Origin of the sequence: Paraburkholderia sp. GAS334 (assembly GCF_050436625.1) — a bacterium.
In the GTDB taxonomy this organism is placed as follows: domain Bacteria; phylum Pseudomonadota; class Gammaproteobacteria; order Burkholderiales; family Burkholderiaceae; genus Paraburkholderia.
Window position 1 is genome coordinate 225,028 of record NZ_JBNDMO010000007.1, and the last position, 17,001, is coordinate 242,028.

The window sequence follows — 17,001 nt, forward strand, 5'->3', positions numbered from 1 at the left end:
AACGCAGAATCCGGCCACCTGTCGAAATTGGTAAAGTTGGTCTGACCACGAAATATAAAAGGGACGCAAACAACTGTCAAACCTCGTCCGCGCGCCCGGTCGACGGTATACGATGACGGTTTTTTCCGCGGGATTGTAATGAAACATACTTTGTTGCGGGCGTCGCTCGTGGCCGCATCGGCAGCATCGGTGGCCTGCGTCATACCGCTCGCCCACGGCGAGGAAATTGGCAGCGTCAATACCAACTTCCATCTGACGGGCTCCGATCGCGTGGTCGTCGAGGCCTATGACGATCCCGATGTCGCCGGCGTCACCTGCTATGTGTCGCGGGCACGCACCGGCGGAATCAAGGGCACGCTCGGTATCGCGGAAGATCCGACCGAGGCGTCGATCGCCTGCCGGCAGGTCGGTGCGATCCACTTCAACGGACCGGTCAAACAGCAGTCGGACGTGTTTTCCGAACGCATGTCGCTGATCTTCAAGACGCTGCACGTGGTGCGGGTGGTCGATCCGAAGCGCAATACGCTGGTTTATCTGACGTATAGCGACCGCGTGGCAACCGGCAGCCCGAAAAACAGCGTAACCGCCGTGCCGATGCCAGTGGGCACGGCGATTCCGGTGAAGTAACGAGGCGGCCCATCGAAGCCGCGCTCGCGCTAGACTGACGGGTCCAGCCGGACTTTGCCCATGACTTCCACCCGTTTCCGCGATTGCCCCCGCTACTGGCGCACGCCGCTCATCCCCGGCGCGGAGATGCTCACGGCCGAGTATTACGACCAGGCGTTCACGCCCCACTGGCACGATGCGTACGCGATTCCCGTCATCGAAGCGGGCGCGGAAGCCTATCGCTATCGCGGGTCGAACTACGTCGCCGAAGCCGGCAGCGTGCCGGTCATCAACCCCGGCGAGCTGCACACCGGTTCCCGGGCGGTCGATGCGGGCTGGCGCTATCGCGTGATGTACGCGCCGGTCGACTTCCTCCAGCAGATCGCCGACGAGCTCGCCGGAAGGCCACAGCCCCTGCCGTGGTTCGATCCGGCCGTCATTCGCGACCCGGACCTTGCGCACAGGCTGCGGCTCGCTCACCAGCTGATGGAAGCCGGCGCCGATCTGCTCGCCGCCGAAACCGCGATGATCGACGCGCTTTCGACCCTGCTCGTTCGCTACGGTCGCACGCAGCCTGAAATACAAAGGATCGCAGCGGGTGATCCGCGTGTCGCGATCATGCAGGCCCAGCTGAGCGGGGATCTCGCGGTGCCGGTGCAGTTATCCGATCTGGCCGGCGCCGTCGGGTTGTCGCCGTTTCACGCCGCACGGCTTTTCGCACAGGCGACCGGCATGCCGCCGCACGCGTGGCGCAACCAGATCCGGCTGCAGCGCGCGTTGGGGCCACTGCGCGCGGGCGCTTTGGTGGCCGATGTCGCCGCCGCCAGCGGTTTCGCCGACCAGAGCCATTTCACGCGCCACTTTCGCCGCATGTTCGGTGTGCCGCCGGGGCGCTGGCAGTCGGCGTAATCTTCGGACGTGACCTGACGTGCAATGCCTCGTTGCGGGTTACGCGAACCGAAGCCGACGCGACGCAAATGCAGCGCAAACACTGGGCAGACAAACGTCACCCCGACGCCCATAGCAAGAACGTACAAGCCGCTTCCACGCGGGACAGCTACGCTCCTTCTTCAAAGGAGGAGCGAGATTGAGCCAGTCCAGCCGTTTCAGTGAATTCGTCGCAGGGGCCCGCGACACGATCCCGATGATGGTCGGCGCCGCGCCATTCGGCGTCATTTTCGGCACACTCGTGACATCGGGGCCGCTGCACCTGTGGCATGGCCAGCTGATGTCGCTTGCCGTGTTCGCCGGGTCCGCGCAGTTCATCGCCGTCGGCCTGATGGCGGGCAATGCCAGTTTCATCGTGCTGTGGGCGACGACGTTCGTCGTGAACCTGCGGCACGTGCTGTACAGCGCGACACTCGCGCCCTACGTCGCCCATCTGCCGATGCGCTGGCGCGTCGTCCTCGGTGGCCTTCTCACCGACGAAGTGTTTGCCGTCGCGTGGACGCACTATCGGCGTCACGCGCCCGGCGAGGTCGGCCCGTGGCATTTTCTCGGCTCGGGCGTTTCAATGTACGTCAACTGGCAGATCTGGACGCTCGCCGGCCTGCTGTTCGGCGCGGCCTTTCCCGGCCTGCAGTCCCTCGGACTCGATTTCGCGATGGTCGCGACGTTCATCGCGATCGTCGTGCCGCAGCTCGTCGCGTTCCGCTACATCGCCGCGGCTGCGACCGCCGGCGCGCTCGCCTTTTTCTGGCAGGGCTGGCCGTACAAGCTCGGCCTGCTCGGCGCGGTGATCGCGGGCGTTGCAATCGGTGTGGCGCTGTCGCGGACGGACGTGCAGCGTCAGCGCACCGCGGAGGTGTCGCAATGAATTACGTCCTGATCATTCTGGGGATGGCGCTGATCACCTGGCTGATCCGCACTACGGTTTTCATCGTCGGCGACCGGCTGGTGTTTCCGCCGCTCGTGCGCACCGCGCTCGGCTTTGTGCCGGTCACCGTGCTGACGGCCATCATCGTGCCGATGGCCGTGTCGCCGCACGGCGGCGACGCCGAGCTTACGTGGCGCAATCCGCAGCTGGTCGGCGCGCTCGCCGCCGTGCTGGTGAGCGCGCTGACGCGCCGGCCGCTACTGACAATCGCCGTTGGTCTTGCGGTGTTCTTCCTGTGGCAAGGCGTGGTGCTCAAATAGCCTGTTCCTGCCCTTCCGGCCACCTGGCTGCCGGCGTTCCCAACCGGTAGCCGGTGACGGTCCAGCCAGGGTCCCCTCCAGAAATCCCGCTCAAGTTTCGGCGTCACCCGCCGATAAACAGTCGACGTCCCCTTGTCGGGCTGGCGCAATTGCCGGTCTCGCCAGAAAACAGGGACTAGCCGCGCAATGCGTCTGGCGGGCCGCTCACCGCGGGCCGCCGGCGACGCCAGACAGACGCAACGCGGGACGACCAATCGGGACAGGAAGATATGGGTCACATCACCCTCTCACTGAAAGACGAGACCGTTGCGTCATTGCGCAAGGATTTCGAGGCGTTTCTGCGGGTATCGCTGAAGCTCGATCCGCAGTTCGCAACGCCTTCGTTCGAAGATTTTCTGCGCGCGAAGCTGCTGGACAACATGGTCCCGCTGACGGAGCACGCCGTGCAGCGCATGTTGCAGGGCGGCCAGTACGCGTGGGCGAAGCGCACGCTCGACAAGGAATTCCCGGACGTGGTCGCGATCCTGATGCGTCAGGCGAACGAATTCGGCTTCGGCTTCGCGGCGCGTTCCGAGTGGACGCCCGAAGAGCTCGTGAAACAGTGCCGCGACTGGGCCACGGCGATTGTCAATGAGGCGCAGGGCGACCCGTCGCTGATCGATCCGCTCGCGGCGCAGATCAAGTCGGCGGCGCAGGATATTCAGGCGCTCGAAGAAGTGATGCAGACACCGGCATGGCGGCTCGCGGAGTCGCTGCGCCAGCGCGTGTACGAAGCGAAGATCGGCTGTGAGACGAGCGTCGGCAGCATGGCGCGAGAAAAGCTGGGCGAGCTGCGCGGACTGCTGCGGCTTGGCATTTCGCACGGTTCGTTCCAGAAGCAGGAAGCGCAGCAGATCATGGAATACCTGCGGCTCTTGAAGCCTGAGATTTTCATCGAAGAACCGTACGACGTGTTCACGCGGCTCGCCGCGTGGCTGCGCAATTTCTTCACGCCGCCGCCGCGCCCGCAACAGCGGGAATCGCGGTAACGCACGGCGGCTGGCTGCAGGTGCGCCTTTGCGGTGCACCTTTGCTGCTCACCTTTAAGGCGCGCCTGCAGCAGTCAATCCCTCGCTCAATCCCACATCTTTCTCAGCTTCGCGGCGATCTCGATCTTCGCGTGCGCGGCCGCCGCGAGCCCCGCGGCCGTCGGCGCCGTGGGCACAGGCACATACGGCCAGGCGTGTGCGTCGAACAACGGCAGCAGATGCGCCGGAATGAAGCGCGTGCGTTGCGCCCAAACATGGCGGTCGCCCAGCTGCGTCTGGTTGTGTACGTAGAAGCGCTGCGGCACGGCGATATGCAGGTCTTCCTTCGCACGCGTCATCGCGACATAGAGCAGACGCCGCTCCTCGTCGAGTTCCGCGTCGTTGCCGGCAGCGAGATCGGACGGAATGCAGCCATCGACGCCATTCAGCACGAACACGTTGCGCCACTCCTGTCCTTTCGCCGAATGGATCGTCGACAGGATCAGATAATCCTCGTCGATCAGCGGCACGCCGGATTCGTCGCTGGTCGCGTCGGGCGGATCGAGCGTCAGTTCGGTCAGGAAACGCTCGCGTGACGGATAGGTGCCCGCGATGCTTTCCATCTGCAGCAGGTCGCCCTGGCGAATCGCGGCGTCTTCGTGGTTACGCTCGAGATGTGGCTCGTACCAGCGGCGGACCTGTTCGAACTCCGCCGGCCACGACGACTGCCGGCCGCATATCTTCGACATCAGTTCGACGAACGGATGCCAGTCCTCCACTGCGCGGGCCGGCGGCGCGAACGACGCCAGCGCGCCGACTGTGTGATGCGCGCTGCCGCATGCATCTGTGTGAGTGTCCGGGATAGCGCCCGCACTGGTGCGTTCGGCGACCTGATCGAGCACCCGCGCGGCCGTCGCCGGGCCGACGCCGGGCATCAACTGCACCACGCGAAAACCCGCGACCCGATCGCGCGGATTCTCCGCCCATCGCAGCACCGCGAGCACGTCCTTCACATGAACCGAATCGAGAAACTTGAGGCCGCCGAATTTGACGAACGGGATGTTGCGCCGGGTCAGTTCGATCTCGAGCGCCGCGCTATGGTGCGACGCCCGAAACAGCACGGCCTGCGACTTCAGCTTCATGCCGTCTTCACGCGCTTCCAGCACCTTCTCGACCACATAACGCGCCTGATCGGCTTCATCGGCAACGGTGACAAGACGCGGCCGCTGTGCCGAAGCGCGATCGGTCCACAGGTTCTTCGTGAAGCGCTCCGCCGCGAGGTCGATCACCGCGTTCGACGCAGCGAGAATCGGCTGCGTTGAACGATAGTTGCGTTCGAGCGTGACCTGCTTTGCGGGCGGATCGAAGTGCGCCGGGAAATCCAGGATGTTGCGCACCGTCGCGCCGCGAAACGAATAGATCGACTGCGCGTCGTCACCGACCACTGTGAGTCCGCGACCGTCCGGCTTGATCCCGAGCAGGATGGACGCCTGCAGGCGGTTGGTGTCCTGATACTCGTCGACCAGCACGTGATCGAAGCGGCCCGACATGTCGGCGGCGATCGACGGTTCTGCGGCCATATGCGACCAGTAGAGCAGCAGGTCGTCGTAGTCGAGCACGCTTTGCGCCTGCTTGGCGGCCACATACGCGGCGAACAGCATGCGCAGGTCGGCTTCCCATTCGCGGCACCAGGGGAACGCGGTGTTCAGCACGTCGGCCAGTGAGGCGCCGGTGTTCACGACACGTGAATAGATCGAGAAACAGGTGTTCTTCGACGGAAACCGTTTCTCCTTCGCCGACAAGCCGAGTTCGTGGCGTACGAGGTTCATCAGATCGGCCGAGTCTTCGCGATCATTGATCGTGAACGTGGGCGACAGACCGATGAGATCGGCATATTCGCGCAGCAGGCGCGCGCCGACGCTGTGAAACGTACCCGACCACGTCAGACCCTGCGCGAGCGCTGCCCGCGCGCCGAGCGCCGCGCCCGCGATGCGTGTGACGCGCCGGGTCATGTCCTGCGCAGCACGACGCGAAAACGTCAGCAGCAGGATGCGACGCGGATCGGCGCCCTTCACGACCAGATGTGCGACGCGATGCGCCAGTGTGTTCGTCTTGCCGGATCCTGCCCCGGCGATCACCAGAAGCGCGCCAGGCGTGTGCCCGGGATTGTCCGCCCCGAATTCGACGGCCTCGCGCTGCGCTTCGTTGAGCTGCGCGAGATAAGCGGCGGCATCGGATGGCGGGAAATCGGCGACAGAAAGCACAGGGGTCAGCAACGCGAAGTGACAGGGCGACGCATACTGTATATCCATACAACCTGCGCCGACAAGCGCCCTTTTTTCGGTGCGCCGGACGTTGCACTTTGCTGCTTCCAGCGAGCCGACCGATGGCGATCGAGGGACAAATAAAACGGTCCGGAACGTTCATGCGTCGTCGTGCAGGCACGCGGGGTGCGCGCATCGCACTTCTGGCTTATGATTCGAGCCCCTCCCTTCTGTCGTTTCTGACCGGCGCGCGCCATGCCCAACCTCGATTTCACGCTGACCGGCGATTACGTCGAACTCCACAACCTGCTGAAGATCACCGGCCTCGCAGACAGCGGCGGTTCGGCGAAGCTGATCGTCGCGTCGGGTGCGGTAACGGTCGATGGCCAGGTCGAAACGCGCAAGACCTGCAAGATCCGTGCGGGCCAGGTCGTCCTGCTGGGCGATACGCGAATCGCCGTCCATGAAGGCTAGCGAAAGAAACCGCACCAGAAATGTGCTTCTTGATCGACAGCGGCACCGCGACACAATAAGCTGTCTCTTTTAGAAGAAAACGGCGCGGACCCCGGTTCCGCGCGCCGTTCCTCGCTCATGACCCAACCTGGTTTTTCCCGCGTCGCCACGGCGGCGCCCTCGCTGTCGCGCCATGCCGCCGACACCGCCCGTCTCGCTGCCCCGCTTGCCATTGCACAGCTTTCGCAGATGGCGATGGCCGTCACCGATACCGTCCTGCTCGGCTCGCTCGGCCCGGACGCACTCGCGGCCGGTGGCCTTGGCGCCAACCTGTTCTTCGTCGTCGTGACGCTGCTGCAGGGCGTGTTGACGTCCGTCAGCGTGAGCGTTGCGCATGCGCGCGGCGCGCAGGCGGAAGACCGCGTACCGCATATCTACTGGACAGGCCTTCTGCTCTCGATCCTGCTCGCGGCCCCGGCGTTCGCACTGCTGTCACTTGCGACGCCGATCCTGCTCGCGTTCGGCGAACCGGCCGTGCTCGCGCACAACGTCGGCGAATACGCGGCGATGCTGCGCTGGGGCGCGCCTGCCAGCCTGATCGGGATCGGCTTGATGCGCTCGTTTCTGCCGGCTATCGGGGCGGCGAAGCGGCTCCTCTGGGTGTCGATCGGTGGCGTCTTCGTGAACGCTTTCCTGAACTACGGCCTGATTCATGGCGCGTACGGTCTACCGCGACTCGGATTCCTCGGCTCGGCCGCTGCGACGACCATCACTGTCTGGCTGACCGCACTCACCCTGTTGGCGCTGCTGCATCTGCGCCCGCGCTACAGGCATTTCGTCACGGCGACGCGACCCGAAATGCCGCTGATGGGCGAGCTGTTCGGCATCGGCTGGCCGGTGGCGATCACATACGGCGTCGAGTCGACGCTTTTCCTCGCGACCGGCCTGATGGTCGGCCTGCTCGGCGAATCGCAGCTCGCCGCGCACCAGATCGCACTCAACGTGGCCTCGGTGGCTTTCATGGTGCCGCTCGCGATCGGCCAGGCGGCGAATGTGCGCGTCGGGTACTGGTCCGGCGCCGGGCAACCGCTTGCCGCGCGACATGCCGGGTTCGTTGCGCTCGCGCTCGGCGTCGGCTTCATGGTGCTGTCGGGCCTTGTGTTGATCATTGCGCCACATGCGATCGTGGGCCTGTATCTGCACCTCGACGACCCGGCGAATGCATCGACCGTTTCGCTTGCCGCTTCCCTGCTCCGCGTAGCGGCCATCTTCCAGATCGTCGACGGCATGCAGACGGTCGGCTCCGGCTGCCTGCGCGGTCTGAAAGACACCCGTGTGCCAATGATCGTCGCTGCCTTCGGCTACTGGGGCATCGGCTTTCCGACCGGCTACACGCTGGCGTTTCACTTCGGTCTGGGCGCGCGCGGCCTGTGGTGGGGCCTCGCCGCCGGCCTCGCCAGCGTGGCGCTGCTGATGACGCTCCGTTTTCACCGGATGAGCCTCCGGCGCGTGCCCGCTGCCATCCCGGCCGCTGATCCGGCGACCGACCCAGGACTTACCCGGTAAACGCTGAATACGTAGCCGGGAACGGCTGTCTGACTGGAAGCTGACCAGTAAAATAAGCGTCCGCTACATAGCGGCGCTGCTTTTACCGTCAATCCAGGCAAACAGGACCTTTCATGCTCGCCCGCGTTACCCGTCTTTTCCCTCTGTGGGCCGTGCTCGTTTCACTTGCGGCGTACTTTTCGCCGACGTCCGTCACGGGCATCGCCCCGCACGTCACGACCCTGCTCACGATCATCATGCTGGCCATGGGTGTCACGCTTTCTGCTGCCGATTTCCAGCGCGTCTTTACGCGGCCGGCTCCGGTTGTTGCCGGCATCGTGCTGCACTACCTCGTGATGCCGCTTGCCGCGTGGGTGATCGCGAAGGCGCTGCGCATGCCGCCCGATCTCACCGCCGGAATGGTGCTCGTCGGCAGTGTGGCAAGCGGCACAGCGTCAAACGTCATGATCTATCTGGCGCGTGGCGACGTCGCGCTGTCCGTCACGATCAGCGCACTGTCGACGCTCGTCGGCGTGTTCGCGACGCCGTTGCTCACGCGTCTTTACGTCGACGCTTCGATTGCCGTCGACGTACACGGCATGCTGATGAGCATCCTGCAGATCGTCGCGCTGCCGATCGTCGTTGGCCTGATCGTCAATCATCTGTTCGGTCGCGTCGTGCGCAGGATCGAGCCGGTGCTGCCGCTGGTTTCGATGGTCGCAATCCTGCTGATCATCGCGGCGGTGGTGGGCGGCACGCAGAAGAGCATTGCATCGGTCGGCCTCGTGGTGATGCTCGGCGTTGTGCTGCATAACGGCATCGGCCTGCTCGGCGGCTACTGGGGCGGCCGTCTGCTCGGTTTCGACGAAGCCGTCTGCCGCACACTTGCAATCGAAGTCGGCATGCAGAACTCGGGCCTCGCCGCGACGCTCGGCAAGCTGTACTTCACGCCGATCGCCGCGCTCCCGGGCGCGCTGTTCTCGGTGTGGCACAACCTGTCGGGTTCGCTGCTCGCGGGCTACTGGGCCGGCCGCCCGGCAAAAGGCTCGACGCATCCCGACGGCGCTCCCGCGCTGACGCCCGAACGCAGTTGAGCCACCTCGTCACCCGGGTCGATACCCGCTTCGTTATTCGCTTCGCGCGGCCATCGTCCCGATGACCGCGCACACGCGGCGGCTCACCCTCTCCCGAGCGCCCGCCGCGTGTTTGCCCAACCCTCGCCCTGCCCTCCGCCACTCGCTATGGCGCATCCGTCACCGTGCCGCCGCGCCAGCCAGCCGAACGCTTCCACGCATTCTGAAGTGGCCCGCTCGTGCAATCAATATGCCGAATGGCCGAGTCGGCCTGCGTGCCGGATTCCACTTAGAATGCTTTCCAGGCCGCGTGAATTGTTCGCGGTATGCCGCTTGCTATCGGTGGCAGTCGATTCAACGGGAGAAAGCGAAGGTGCCGGCATCCAACAGCAAAAACAATCTGGTTTGGCTCCATCTGCATGGCACCAGGACTGCGGGCATCCGCTTCGCTTTCGCGTGCGCGGTCGTGGCGCTTGTCAGCGGTTGCGCAACGCGCCCACCGGCTACCGATGTTCACCGCGACATTACGCATGCCCTGCCGGCGTCGGAACCCACCGCGCTCGGCGCGGCGTTGGCGCCGCTCGAGCGCGCCCACCCTGATGAGTCCGGCTTCCGCGTGCTGGCGAACGGCACCGACGCGTTGCAGATGCGTATCGCGCTCACCCGCGCCGCGACGAAAACGCTCGACATGCAGTACTACACCGCCAATGAGGACACCACCGGCAAGCTGCTTCTCGCGGCCGCGCTGTATGCGGCCGACAAGGGCGTACGGGTGCGCATGCTGGTCGACGACCTGAACTTCAAGGACATCGATCGCGTGATGGCGGCGCTCAACTCGCACGACAACATCGAAGTCCGTGTCTTCAACCCGTTCGGTTCCGCTCAGGAAAGCCTGTTCCAGCGCACGAGCAACGTATTCACACAGCTCGGCCACTTCACGCGGCGCATGCATAACAAGGCGATGATCGCGGACAACCAGCTGGCAATTGTCGGCGGCCGCAATCTTGGCGACGAATACTTCAGTGCGAGCGAAACGCTGCAGTTTCGCGACATCGACGTGCTGGCTGCAGGCCCGGTCACAGCCGACATTTCGGCAAGCTTTGACGAATACTGGAACAGCAGCGCGTCGTACCCGCTACGCGTGCTCAACAAGCAGCGGTTCGACGCTGGTGAACTCGACACAATGCGCGACGAACTGCGCGCGCATTGGCGCACCAACGCCGACCCGTACAACGCGAAGCCGCTGAATGCGACGCCGCTTGCATCGCAGATTACACATGGCGATCTCGGACTCACGTGGGCGCACGCCGAATTCAAGGCCGACACGCCGGACAAGATCACGCATCCTTCGCCGAACTACAAAAGTCCGCCGCTGGAACGCGTGATTGCGCTCGCGAACGCGGCGCAAAAGGAAGTGCTGATCACATCACCCTACTTCGTGCCTCACGACGTGGGTGTCACGACGCTCGGTGCAATGACGCGGCGCGGGGTGCGCGTCGCCGTGCTGACCAACTCGCTTGCCGCCACCGATGCAGTCGTCGTGGCGGCCGGGTACAGTCCCTATCGTGTGCCGCTGCTGGAACGTGGCGTCGAACTCTACGAATTCATGCCCCAACAGGAGCAAGGCCGTACGCGGGTCGACTTCACCGGTTCGACATCGCGGACGAGCCTGCACGCGAAGACCTTTGTGATCGACCGCCAGACGGCCGTGATCGGCTCGATGAATCTCGATCCGCGGTCCGCGAATCTCAACACGGAACTGGTGCTCGTGATTCATAGCCCGCCGATCGCGGATAAGCTGGCGAGGATTTTCGATCATGCAACGGCGCCGGCGGTCAGCTATCGCGTGACGCTGGTCACGCCCGAGCAGCTTGCGCGGCTCAAGGCAACAAGCGCGCCGCCCAGCGAACTCATCTGGACCGGTGAAGAAAATGGACAGTTGCGAACGTGGAACCTGGATCCGGACGCGGGTTTTTACAGGAATCTGATGACAGGAGTTTTCATGCTGCTGCCAGTCGACAGCCAGCTTTGATGTTCGCCGGCCGCAGAACGCGGCGCGATAGCACTTTCTCAAGTGGAGTTGAACCATGACCGAAGATGTACGAATGGAGCGTGACACGTTCGGCGAAATTGCCGTGCCGAATGCAAAGCTCTGGGGCGCGCAGACGCAGCGCTCGTTGCAGAACTTCAGGATCTCGACCGAAAAACAGTCGCCGGAACTGATCACGGCGCTGGCGCTCATCAAGCGCGCCGCGGCTGAGGTGAATCAGGGTCTCGGCGTCCTCGACGAAACGAAGGCCAGCGCAATCATCCAGGCCGCCGACGAGATCATCGATGGCAAGCACCCCGACGAATTCCCGCTAGCCGTATGGCAGACCGGTTCCGGCACGCAAAGCAACATGAACCTCAACGAGGTGATCGCGAACCGCGCCAGCGAACTGCTCGGCGGCGAGCGCGGCGAAGCGCGCAAGGTGCATCCGAATGACGACGTGAACCGCGGGCAGTCGTCGAACGACGTATTCCCGACGGCAATGCATATCGCAGCGGCCCTCGGCATCGTCAGGCATCTGCTGCCGGCTTTGAAGACGTTGCGCGATACGCTCGATACGAAGGCGAAGGCATTCACCGGCATCGTCAAGATTGGCCGCACACATTTGCAGGACGCCACGCCGCTCACGCTCGGTCAGGAGTTTTCGGGTTACGTCGCGCAGCTCGATCAGTGCGCAAAGCATGTCGAATCGGCGCTGCCGCATCTGTACGAACTCGCGCAGGGCGGCACGGCGGTCGGCACCGGGCTGAATGCGCATCCGCAGTTCGCGGACAAGGTCGCGGCCGCCATCGGCAAGCTCACCGGCTTGCCGTTCGTGTCCGCACCGAACAAGTTCGAGGTGATGGCAGCCGCCGACGCCCTCGTCTTCGCGCACGGCACGCTGAAAACGGTTGCAGCAAGCCTGATGAAGATCGCCAATGACGTCCGCTGGCTCGCGAGCGGCCCGCGTTGCGGTCTGGGCGAACTGTCGATTCCAGAGAACGAACCGGGTAGCTCGATCATGCCAGGCAAGGTCAACCCGACGCAGTCCGAAGCGCTCACGATGCTGGCCTGTCAGGTGTTCGGCAACGACGTCGCGGTGAATTTCGGCGGCGCGAGCGGCAATTTCGAACTCAACGTGTTCCGTCCGATGATTGCGCACAACGTGCTGCAATCCATTCGGCTGCTGGCCGACGGCGCGCACAGTTTCAACGACAATTGCGCCGTCGGCATCGAGCCGAACCGGGATCGCATTGACACCCTGCTGAACGAATCGCTGATGCTGGTCACCGCGCTTAATCCGCACATCGGCTACGACAAGGCCGCGCAGATCGCGAAGAAGGCGCATAAGGAAGGCACGACACTGAAGGCCGCGGCGCTCGCGCTCGGCCACGTGACGGAGCAGCAGTTCGACGAATGGGTCAAGCCGGCCGAGATGGTCGGTACGGTCAAGGTCTGATGCCGGATCGCGGCTGGATGTGAAAAACGCTGCGTCGGCGTCAGCCGGCGCAGCGTTTCCTCACGCCGCCCGCAATCTCAAACCTCGCCTTTCACCACTTCTTCCGGCTTCAGCTCGACGATGGCATCGAGTGCTTCCTTGACGTCCATCGCGTATTTGGCGAGGCGCTTCTGCTCGTCGGTTTCCGGTACGAACGACGGCACCGCGACCGGGTGCCCGTTCTCGTTGACAGCGACCATCACGACGAGGCAGTCAGTCGTCTGCAACAGTTCGCCGCCCTTCGGGTCCCCCGCCTGCACGGACACATGAATGTGCATGCTGGTACGTCCTGTCGCGACGACGCGTGCGCGCAGTTCAACCAGGTTACCGACCAGGATCGGACGGCGAAACCGGATATTGCCGACGCTTACCGTCACACAGTAGCGACCCGACCAGACGGCCGCACAGGCGTAAGCGGTTTCGTCGATCCACTTCATCAGCGCACCGCCGTGAACCTTGCCGCCGAAGTTGACTGAGGTCGGCTCGGCGAGAAAGCGGAAGGTGGTTTCGGAACGGTCCATCGAGGCCGCAGGGGTGTGGGTCTTCACTCTACTCATCCTGGACTCCGTTCGGATTGAGATTATCGAAAGGAGCCGATTATACGAGCGCCAGAAACAGCGGGGTGTGCAGCCCGCTGGCGCCGGCTTGCCGGCGCGGGAAACCTGCACGCGTTAAACCCCTCACGAAGCCGACGCAAACCGCTCGCGATAGTCGAGCGGCAACACGCCGAATCTCCTGAGGAATGCACGTCGCAGGTTCTGCTCGCTGCCGAAACCGCAGTCGAGCGCGATCCGCTTGAGCGGCGAGCGCGAAGCGGCAAGCGAGCGCGCAGCCGCCTCGAGCCGCATCGACGAAACGGTTTTGGCCGGCGTGCGCCCGACTTCGTCGACATAACGTCGTGCGAAAGTGCGCGGGCTCATCCGCGCCTGTCCGGCGAGCCGCTCAACTGACAGGTCGTCGCGCAGATTGACGGCCATCCAGCTGTGCAGCGCGTCGAACGGGCCGCCTGCCGAAGCCTGCGCCGCCAGCGCCGCGCTGAACTGCGACTGTCCGCCCGGCCTCTTCATGAAGACAACCAGCCGGCGCGCAGCCTGCATCGCGACCGCGTGTCCGACGTCCTCTTCGATCAGCGCCAGGGCGAGATCGATGCCCGCTGTTACGCCCGCCGAAGTCCACACCGCGCGCTCTTCCTTCTGGTCGCGCGCGTCACCCGCGCGGGAACGGCCCAAACCACGCCCGTTACCTGCGTCGTGTGCATCACGCCCATCAGGCGCCTGACGTAAATCGTCGGCTTCACGCCAGTCTCGCGCATCGCGAATAAAAATCGGATCAGCATCGACGCGCACATTCGGAAAATGCCGAGCGAGCAGATCAGCGTCGCGCCAGTGCGTCGTTGCACGGCGTCCGTCGAGGAGACCCGCCGCCGCCAGATAGAACGCGCCGGTGCACACCGAGCACACGCGCCGCACATCCGGCGCGCGGCGCGCGATCCACGCTACGAGTTCGGGCTGCAGCGCGATCCGCTCGTCGATCGGCACACCGGGAACGATGAGCGTATCGATGCGTTCATCGTCGAGCGTATCGAGCCGTTGCGTGACAACCGGCAAGCCCGGAAACGTCTGCAAAACACCGCCTTCGATCGAAGCCACGGTCACCCGATACGCCACCGGCTTCTCACCCGGACGATGGCCAGCGGATGAACCTGCAGCCTTGTGCCCCGCTTCAGCCAACGTCAACTCGGCGCGCCAGAATGCCTCCAGCGGACCGCACGCATCGAGCAGCACGAGATCCGGCGCGACCGCGATCACAACGTGACGGACAACAGGATTAGAAACAGAACCGGTCATGTGAGCAGGCAATCGTCCAGTCGAAACAGAAAGACTCAGGAAGCCACGGCAACGGCAACACGGGCGCGCGACCACGCGAAAGCGAGCGTCGCGAGCGCGGCCATGCCGAGCACCGGAAAAATAGCCGCGTTGACCAGCGTCCAGCCGAAGTGCGCGAGCAGTTGCCCGGCGAACAGCGAACCGAGCGCGGAAAACGCAAACGTCGTGAATTCGCTGGTGGCCTGCGTCTTCGCGCGTTCGGACGGCCGGTACGATTGCGACAGGAGTGTCGAGCCGCCAACGAACATGAAATTCCAGCCGACGCCGAGGCACGCCAGCGCCGCATAGAAGTGCGGCAGGTCGGTCGAGCGAAGTGCGAGCACGCCGCACAGCGCCGACAGCACGATTCCCGTGCCGATCACGCGCAGGACGCCGAAGCGCTGGATCAATCGCGCGGAAATGAACGACGGCGCGAACATGCCGACCAGATGCCACTGGATGATCTGCGCGCCTTCGCCGATCGTGTGTCCACAGGCGACGGCGGCGATGGGCGTCGCGGTCATCACGAACGTCATCACCGCATAGCCGAGCGCGTTGTTCGCGAGCGCGGCGAGGAAGATCGGTTGCCGGACGATGCGTCCGAGCGGTCGCGCGGGCTCGGCCGCCACAGCAGCGCTCGCGGCCGACGGCACGTGATCGCGATAGAGCAGCGCGAGCAGCACGATCGACAGCAGCCCGAATGCCGTCACCATCACGTAGGACCCGGCGAACGCCACCGGCGCGAGCCAGTCGCGGCTCCAGGCGGCAAGCGCCGGGCCGGCGACGGCGGCCACGACGCCGCCCGCCAGCACCGTCGAGATCGCGCGGCCTTTCGCTTCGACGCCGACCGCGTCGGCGGCGGCGAGCCGGTAGTACTGCGCGAACGCCTGGAATACGCCGACCGTCGCCGTGCCCGCGCAGAACGCCCAGAAGCTGTGATGAAAGATCGCATACACGGAGATCGCGCCGCCCGCCGCACCGACACCCGCGCCAATCACAAAGCCCGCGCGTCGCCCGATGCGGGCCATCAGGAACGACGCGAAGATCGTCGTCAGCGCGGCAGCGACGGTGATCAGCGAAAACGGCAGCGTGGCGAGCGCCTTGTCATCGGCGAGCGTGTATCCGACGAGCCCGGTCAATGTCAGATCGATGGAAACGGACGACGTGTAAAGCGCCTGACACACGGCCAGCACGCGTGCGGCGCGCCGGCCGCCGGCGTCAGGCAGAAGCGGATCGGGAACAGCGGAAGAAGGAGCACCAAAGGACGACATCGACAGGCCTCACGCGGTAGAAGTGGCGATGTTCTGGATCGTCACACGTCCGCTCATGGCAGGAATGCCAATGATGCATCAATTCCCGCCAATGCTGCCGATGCGTCAGAGGTTATTTATGGAAGGTGACGCCTTCGTCGATGGTGCCGTACATCGTGATGCCGCTCGAACCTGACTGCGACGGGCCCGCGCCGCCCTGCGCGCAGCCGGCGCATAGCGCCATGGCCACGAGCGCCGCAATGGCGAAGAAGAGTTTCATGACTGCCTTGCTGTACGCCAGAAGGAGATTCCAATTCTAGCCTGGCGAGGATCACGCATCCGGGAGCATGACCGCACTCCATATTCCAGGTCGCGCTGAAACATGAATGCCGATGCCGCGCTAAAGTCATGTCATCGCGTGCCTTTCCGGCTGCCGCCCATATGGAGACACTCATGTCCAATCCGCTCCTCGACGATCGTGACCAGAGCCATTTTCCTGGCCTCAGCCGCCTCGGCGCGCTGCTCGCCGATCCCGGCCGCGCCGCGATGCTGTGGGCGTTGATGGATGGCAGTGCGCGGCCGGCCGGCGAACTCACGCTGATCGCGGGGCTCTCGCCGTCCGCCGCCAGTGCACATCTGGCGCGGCTGACTGACGGCGGTCTGCTCGCGCTCGAAGTCCGCGGCCGGCATCGGTACTTCCGGATCGCCACGCCGGAGATCGCCGCCACGATCGAAGCGCTCGCCAATGTCGCGCAGGCCGCCGCGCCGCAACGTCCGGTGCTGCGGCCCGCGCGCACGGTACCGGTCGACATGCGTTACGCACGCACCTGCTACGACCATATGGCCGGTGAACTGGCGGTGCGCGTGTTCGAAAGGATGGTCGGCGACGGCATGCTCACGCAGCATGGCGACACGCTCGACGCGACGCCCGCCGGCGCGGCCCGCTTCGCCGGCTGGGGCATCGACGTCGGCGGCCAGCAGGCGCGGCGCCGACGCTTCGCCTGTACCTGCCTCGACTGGAGCGAGCGCAGGCCGCATCTGGGCGGTGCGCTCGGCGCGGCGCTGCTTGATGCGTGGAAGACCCACGGCTGGGTTGAACGCACGGACCGGCCGCGCATCCTGCGAATCACGCCCGCTGGACGCCGTCATTTCGACAGTTTTCTGACGGAATGACCCGCGGGCTCCAGCTTTTTCCCGCAGCACGTCACAAACGACAATTTTTGTTACACGCATCCCCGGAGGGCTTACAAATGAGCGCGCCTTGATACAGGCACG

The 17,001-nt window shown here is 64.7% G+C and carries 16 protein-coding genes; 11 read left to right on the top strand and 5 right to left on the bottom strand.

The genetic code is table 11. The annotated features are described in order from the left end of the window. Window positions 1-138: 138 nt before the first annotated feature. From P3T21_RS15705 to P3T21_RS15725, 5 genes are all read left to right on the top strand, one after another. Window positions 139-627: a CreA family protein gene (locus P3T21_RS15705; RefSeq protein WP_429256837.1), complete on the top strand. Its 489-nt coding sequence runs from the start codon at window positions 139-141 to the stop codon at window positions 625-627. 60 nt (window positions 628-687) lie between these two features. After that, window positions 688-1,515 (top strand): AraC family transcriptional regulator, encoded by an 828-nt coding sequence (locus P3T21_RS15710; protein ID WP_429256838.1) that lies wholly within the window; start codon window positions 688-690, stop codon window positions 1,513-1,515. Between the two features lie 235 nt (window positions 1,516-1,750). Then, window positions 1,751-2,422 carry an AzlC family ABC transporter permease gene (locus tag P3T21_RS15715; RefSeq protein ID WP_429256943.1) on the top strand — a complete coding sequence of 224 codons (672 nt, stop codon included), beginning with the start codon at window positions 1,751-1,753 and terminating at the stop codon, window positions 2,420-2,422. Continuing rightward, the gene (locus P3T21_RS15720; protein ID WP_429256839.1) at window positions 2,419-2,742 is read left to right on the top strand and encodes an AzlD domain-containing protein; all 324 of its coding nucleotides are present in this window, start codon (window positions 2,419-2,421) and stop codon (window positions 2,740-2,742) included. The genes P3T21_RS15715 and P3T21_RS15720 overlap by 4 nt, the downstream gene beginning before the upstream one ends. 269 nt (window positions 2,743-3,011) lie before the next feature. Continuing rightward, window positions 3,012-3,770, top strand: a complete 759-nt coding sequence (locus P3T21_RS15725; protein WP_429256840.1) for a DUF4088 family protein — start codon at window positions 3,012-3,014, stop codon at window positions 3,768-3,770. 86 nt (window positions 3,771-3,856) lie between these two features. On the opposite strand, the gene P3T21_RS15730 is transcribed toward P3T21_RS15725, so the two are convergent. After that, complete coding sequence (locus P3T21_RS15730) at window positions 3,857-6,061, bottom strand: ATP-dependent helicase (RefSeq protein WP_429256841.1); 2,205 nt, start codon at window positions 6,059-6,061, stop codon at window positions 3,857-3,859. Between the two features lie 207 nt (window positions 6,062-6,268). Here P3T21_RS15730 and P3T21_RS15735 point away from each other — a divergent pair, with 207 nt between their 5' ends. The 5 genes from P3T21_RS15735 (at window position 6,269) to fumC (ending at window position 12,572) form a co-directional block, all read left to right on the top strand. Next, complete coding sequence (locus P3T21_RS15735) at window positions 6,269-6,487, top strand: RNA-binding S4 domain-containing protein (protein WP_429256842.1); 219 nt, start codon at window positions 6,269-6,271, stop codon at window positions 6,485-6,487. Between the two features lie 117 nt (window positions 6,488-6,604). Continuing rightward, window positions 6,605-8,032 (top strand): MATE family efflux transporter, encoded by a 1,428-nt coding sequence (locus tag P3T21_RS15740; protein WP_429256843.1) that lies wholly within the window; start codon window positions 6,605-6,607, stop codon window positions 8,030-8,032. 113 nt (window positions 8,033-8,145) lie between these two features. After that, window positions 8,146-9,105 carry a ketopantoate/pantoate/pantothenate transporter PanS gene (gene panS / locus P3T21_RS15745; RefSeq protein WP_429256844.1) on the top strand — a complete coding sequence of 320 codons (960 nt, stop codon included), beginning with the start codon at window positions 8,146-8,148 and terminating at the stop codon, window positions 9,103-9,105. Between the two features lie 379 nt (window positions 9,106-9,484). Continuing rightward, on the top strand, window positions 9,485-11,116 hold the full coding sequence (locus P3T21_RS15750; RefSeq protein ID WP_429256944.1) for a phospholipase D family protein: 1,632 nt from the start codon (window positions 9,485-9,487) through the stop codon (window positions 11,114-11,116). Window positions 11,117-11,171: 55 nt separating this feature from the next. Further along, window positions 11,172-12,572 (top strand): class II fumarate hydratase, encoded by a 1,401-nt coding sequence (gene fumC / locus P3T21_RS15755; RefSeq protein WP_429256845.1) that lies wholly within the window; start codon window positions 11,172-11,174, stop codon window positions 12,570-12,572. Window positions 12,573-12,649: 77 nt separating this feature from the next. Here the strand turns inward: fumC and P3T21_RS15760 are convergent, their stop codons facing one another. The 4 genes from P3T21_RS15760 to P3T21_RS15775 form a co-directional block, all read right to left on the bottom strand. Next, window positions 12,650-13,168 (bottom strand): acyl-CoA thioesterase, encoded by a 519-nt coding sequence (locus tag P3T21_RS15760; protein ID WP_429256846.1) that lies wholly within the window; start codon window positions 13,166-13,168, stop codon window positions 12,650-12,652. Between the two features lie 123 nt (window positions 13,169-13,291). After that, complete coding sequence (locus P3T21_RS15765) at window positions 13,292-14,458, bottom strand: GlxA family transcriptional regulator (protein ID WP_429256847.1); 1,167 nt, start codon at window positions 14,456-14,458, stop codon at window positions 13,292-13,294. Window positions 14,459-14,493: 35 nt separating this feature from the next. Beyond that, window positions 14,494-15,747 (bottom strand): MFS transporter, encoded by a 1,254-nt coding sequence (locus tag P3T21_RS15770; RefSeq protein WP_429256848.1) that lies wholly within the window; start codon window positions 15,745-15,747, stop codon window positions 14,494-14,496. Between the two features lie 112 nt (window positions 15,748-15,859). After that, complete coding sequence (locus tag P3T21_RS15775; RefSeq protein ID WP_429256849.1) at window positions 15,860-16,006, bottom strand: hypothetical protein; 147 nt, start codon at window positions 16,004-16,006, stop codon at window positions 15,860-15,862. 173 nt (window positions 16,007-16,179) lie between these two features. On the opposite strand from P3T21_RS15775, the gene P3T21_RS15780 reads away from it, so the two are divergent. After that, window positions 16,180-16,899 carry an ArsR/SmtB family transcription factor gene (locus P3T21_RS15780; RefSeq protein ID WP_429256850.1) on the top strand — a complete coding sequence of 240 codons (720 nt, stop codon included), beginning with the start codon at window positions 16,180-16,182 and terminating at the stop codon, window positions 16,897-16,899. Window positions 16,900-17,001 lie beyond the last annotated feature (102 nt).

What these genes read in the sequence shown, in the direction of transcription:
- P3T21_RS15715 (WP_429256943.1), top strand. Translation starts at nt 1,751, where the DNA reads ATGATGGTCGGCGCCGCGCCATTCGGCGTCATTTTCGGCACACTCGTG.
- P3T21_RS15770 (WP_429256848.1), bottom strand. Translation starts at nt 15,747, where the DNA reads ATGTCGTCCTTTGGTGCTCCTTCTTCCGCTGTTCCCGATCCGCTTCTG.
- P3T21_RS15730 (WP_429256841.1), bottom strand. Translation starts at nt 6,061, where the DNA reads ATGGATATACAGTATGCGTCGCCCTGTCACTTCGCGTTGCTGACCCCT.
- P3T21_RS15740 (WP_429256843.1), top strand. Translation starts at nt 6,605, where the DNA reads ATGACCCAACCTGGTTTTTCCCGCGTCGCCACGGCGGCGCCCTCGCTG.
- P3T21_RS15725 (WP_429256840.1), top strand. Translation starts at nt 3,012, where the DNA reads ATGGGTCACATCACCCTCTCACTGAAAGACGAGACCGTTGCGTCATTG.
- P3T21_RS15735 (WP_429256842.1), top strand. Translation starts at nt 6,269, where the DNA reads ATGCCCAACCTCGATTTCACGCTGACCGGCGATTACGTCGAACTCCAC.
- P3T21_RS15705 (WP_429256837.1), top strand. Translation starts at nt 139, where the DNA reads ATGAAACATACTTTGTTGCGGGCGTCGCTCGTGGCCGCATCGGCAGCA.
- P3T21_RS15710 (WP_429256838.1), top strand. Translation starts at nt 688, where the DNA reads ATGACTTCCACCCGTTTCCGCGATTGCCCCCGCTACTGGCGCACGCCG.
- fumC (WP_429256845.1), top strand. Translation starts at nt 11,172, where the DNA reads ATGACCGAAGATGTACGAATGGAGCGTGACACGTTCGGCGAAATTGCC.
- P3T21_RS15775 (WP_429256849.1), bottom strand. Translation starts at nt 16,006, where the DNA reads ATGAAACTCTTCTTCGCCATTGCGGCGCTCGTGGCCATGGCGCTATGC.
- panS (WP_429256844.1), top strand. Translation starts at nt 8,146, where the DNA reads ATGCTCGCCCGCGTTACCCGTCTTTTCCCTCTGTGGGCCGTGCTCGTT.
- P3T21_RS15765 (WP_429256847.1), bottom strand. Translation starts at nt 14,458, where the DNA reads ATGACCGGTTCTGTTTCTAATCCTGTTGTCCGTCACGTTGTGATCGCG.
- P3T21_RS15780 (WP_429256850.1), top strand. Translation starts at nt 16,180, where the DNA reads ATGTCCAATCCGCTCCTCGACGATCGTGACCAGAGCCATTTTCCTGGC.
- P3T21_RS15760 (WP_429256846.1), bottom strand. Translation starts at nt 13,168, where the DNA reads ATGAGTAGAGTGAAGACCCACACCCCTGCGGCCTCGATGGACCGTTCC.
- P3T21_RS15720 (WP_429256839.1), top strand. Translation starts at nt 2,419, where the DNA reads ATGAATTACGTCCTGATCATTCTGGGGATGGCGCTGATCACCTGGCTG.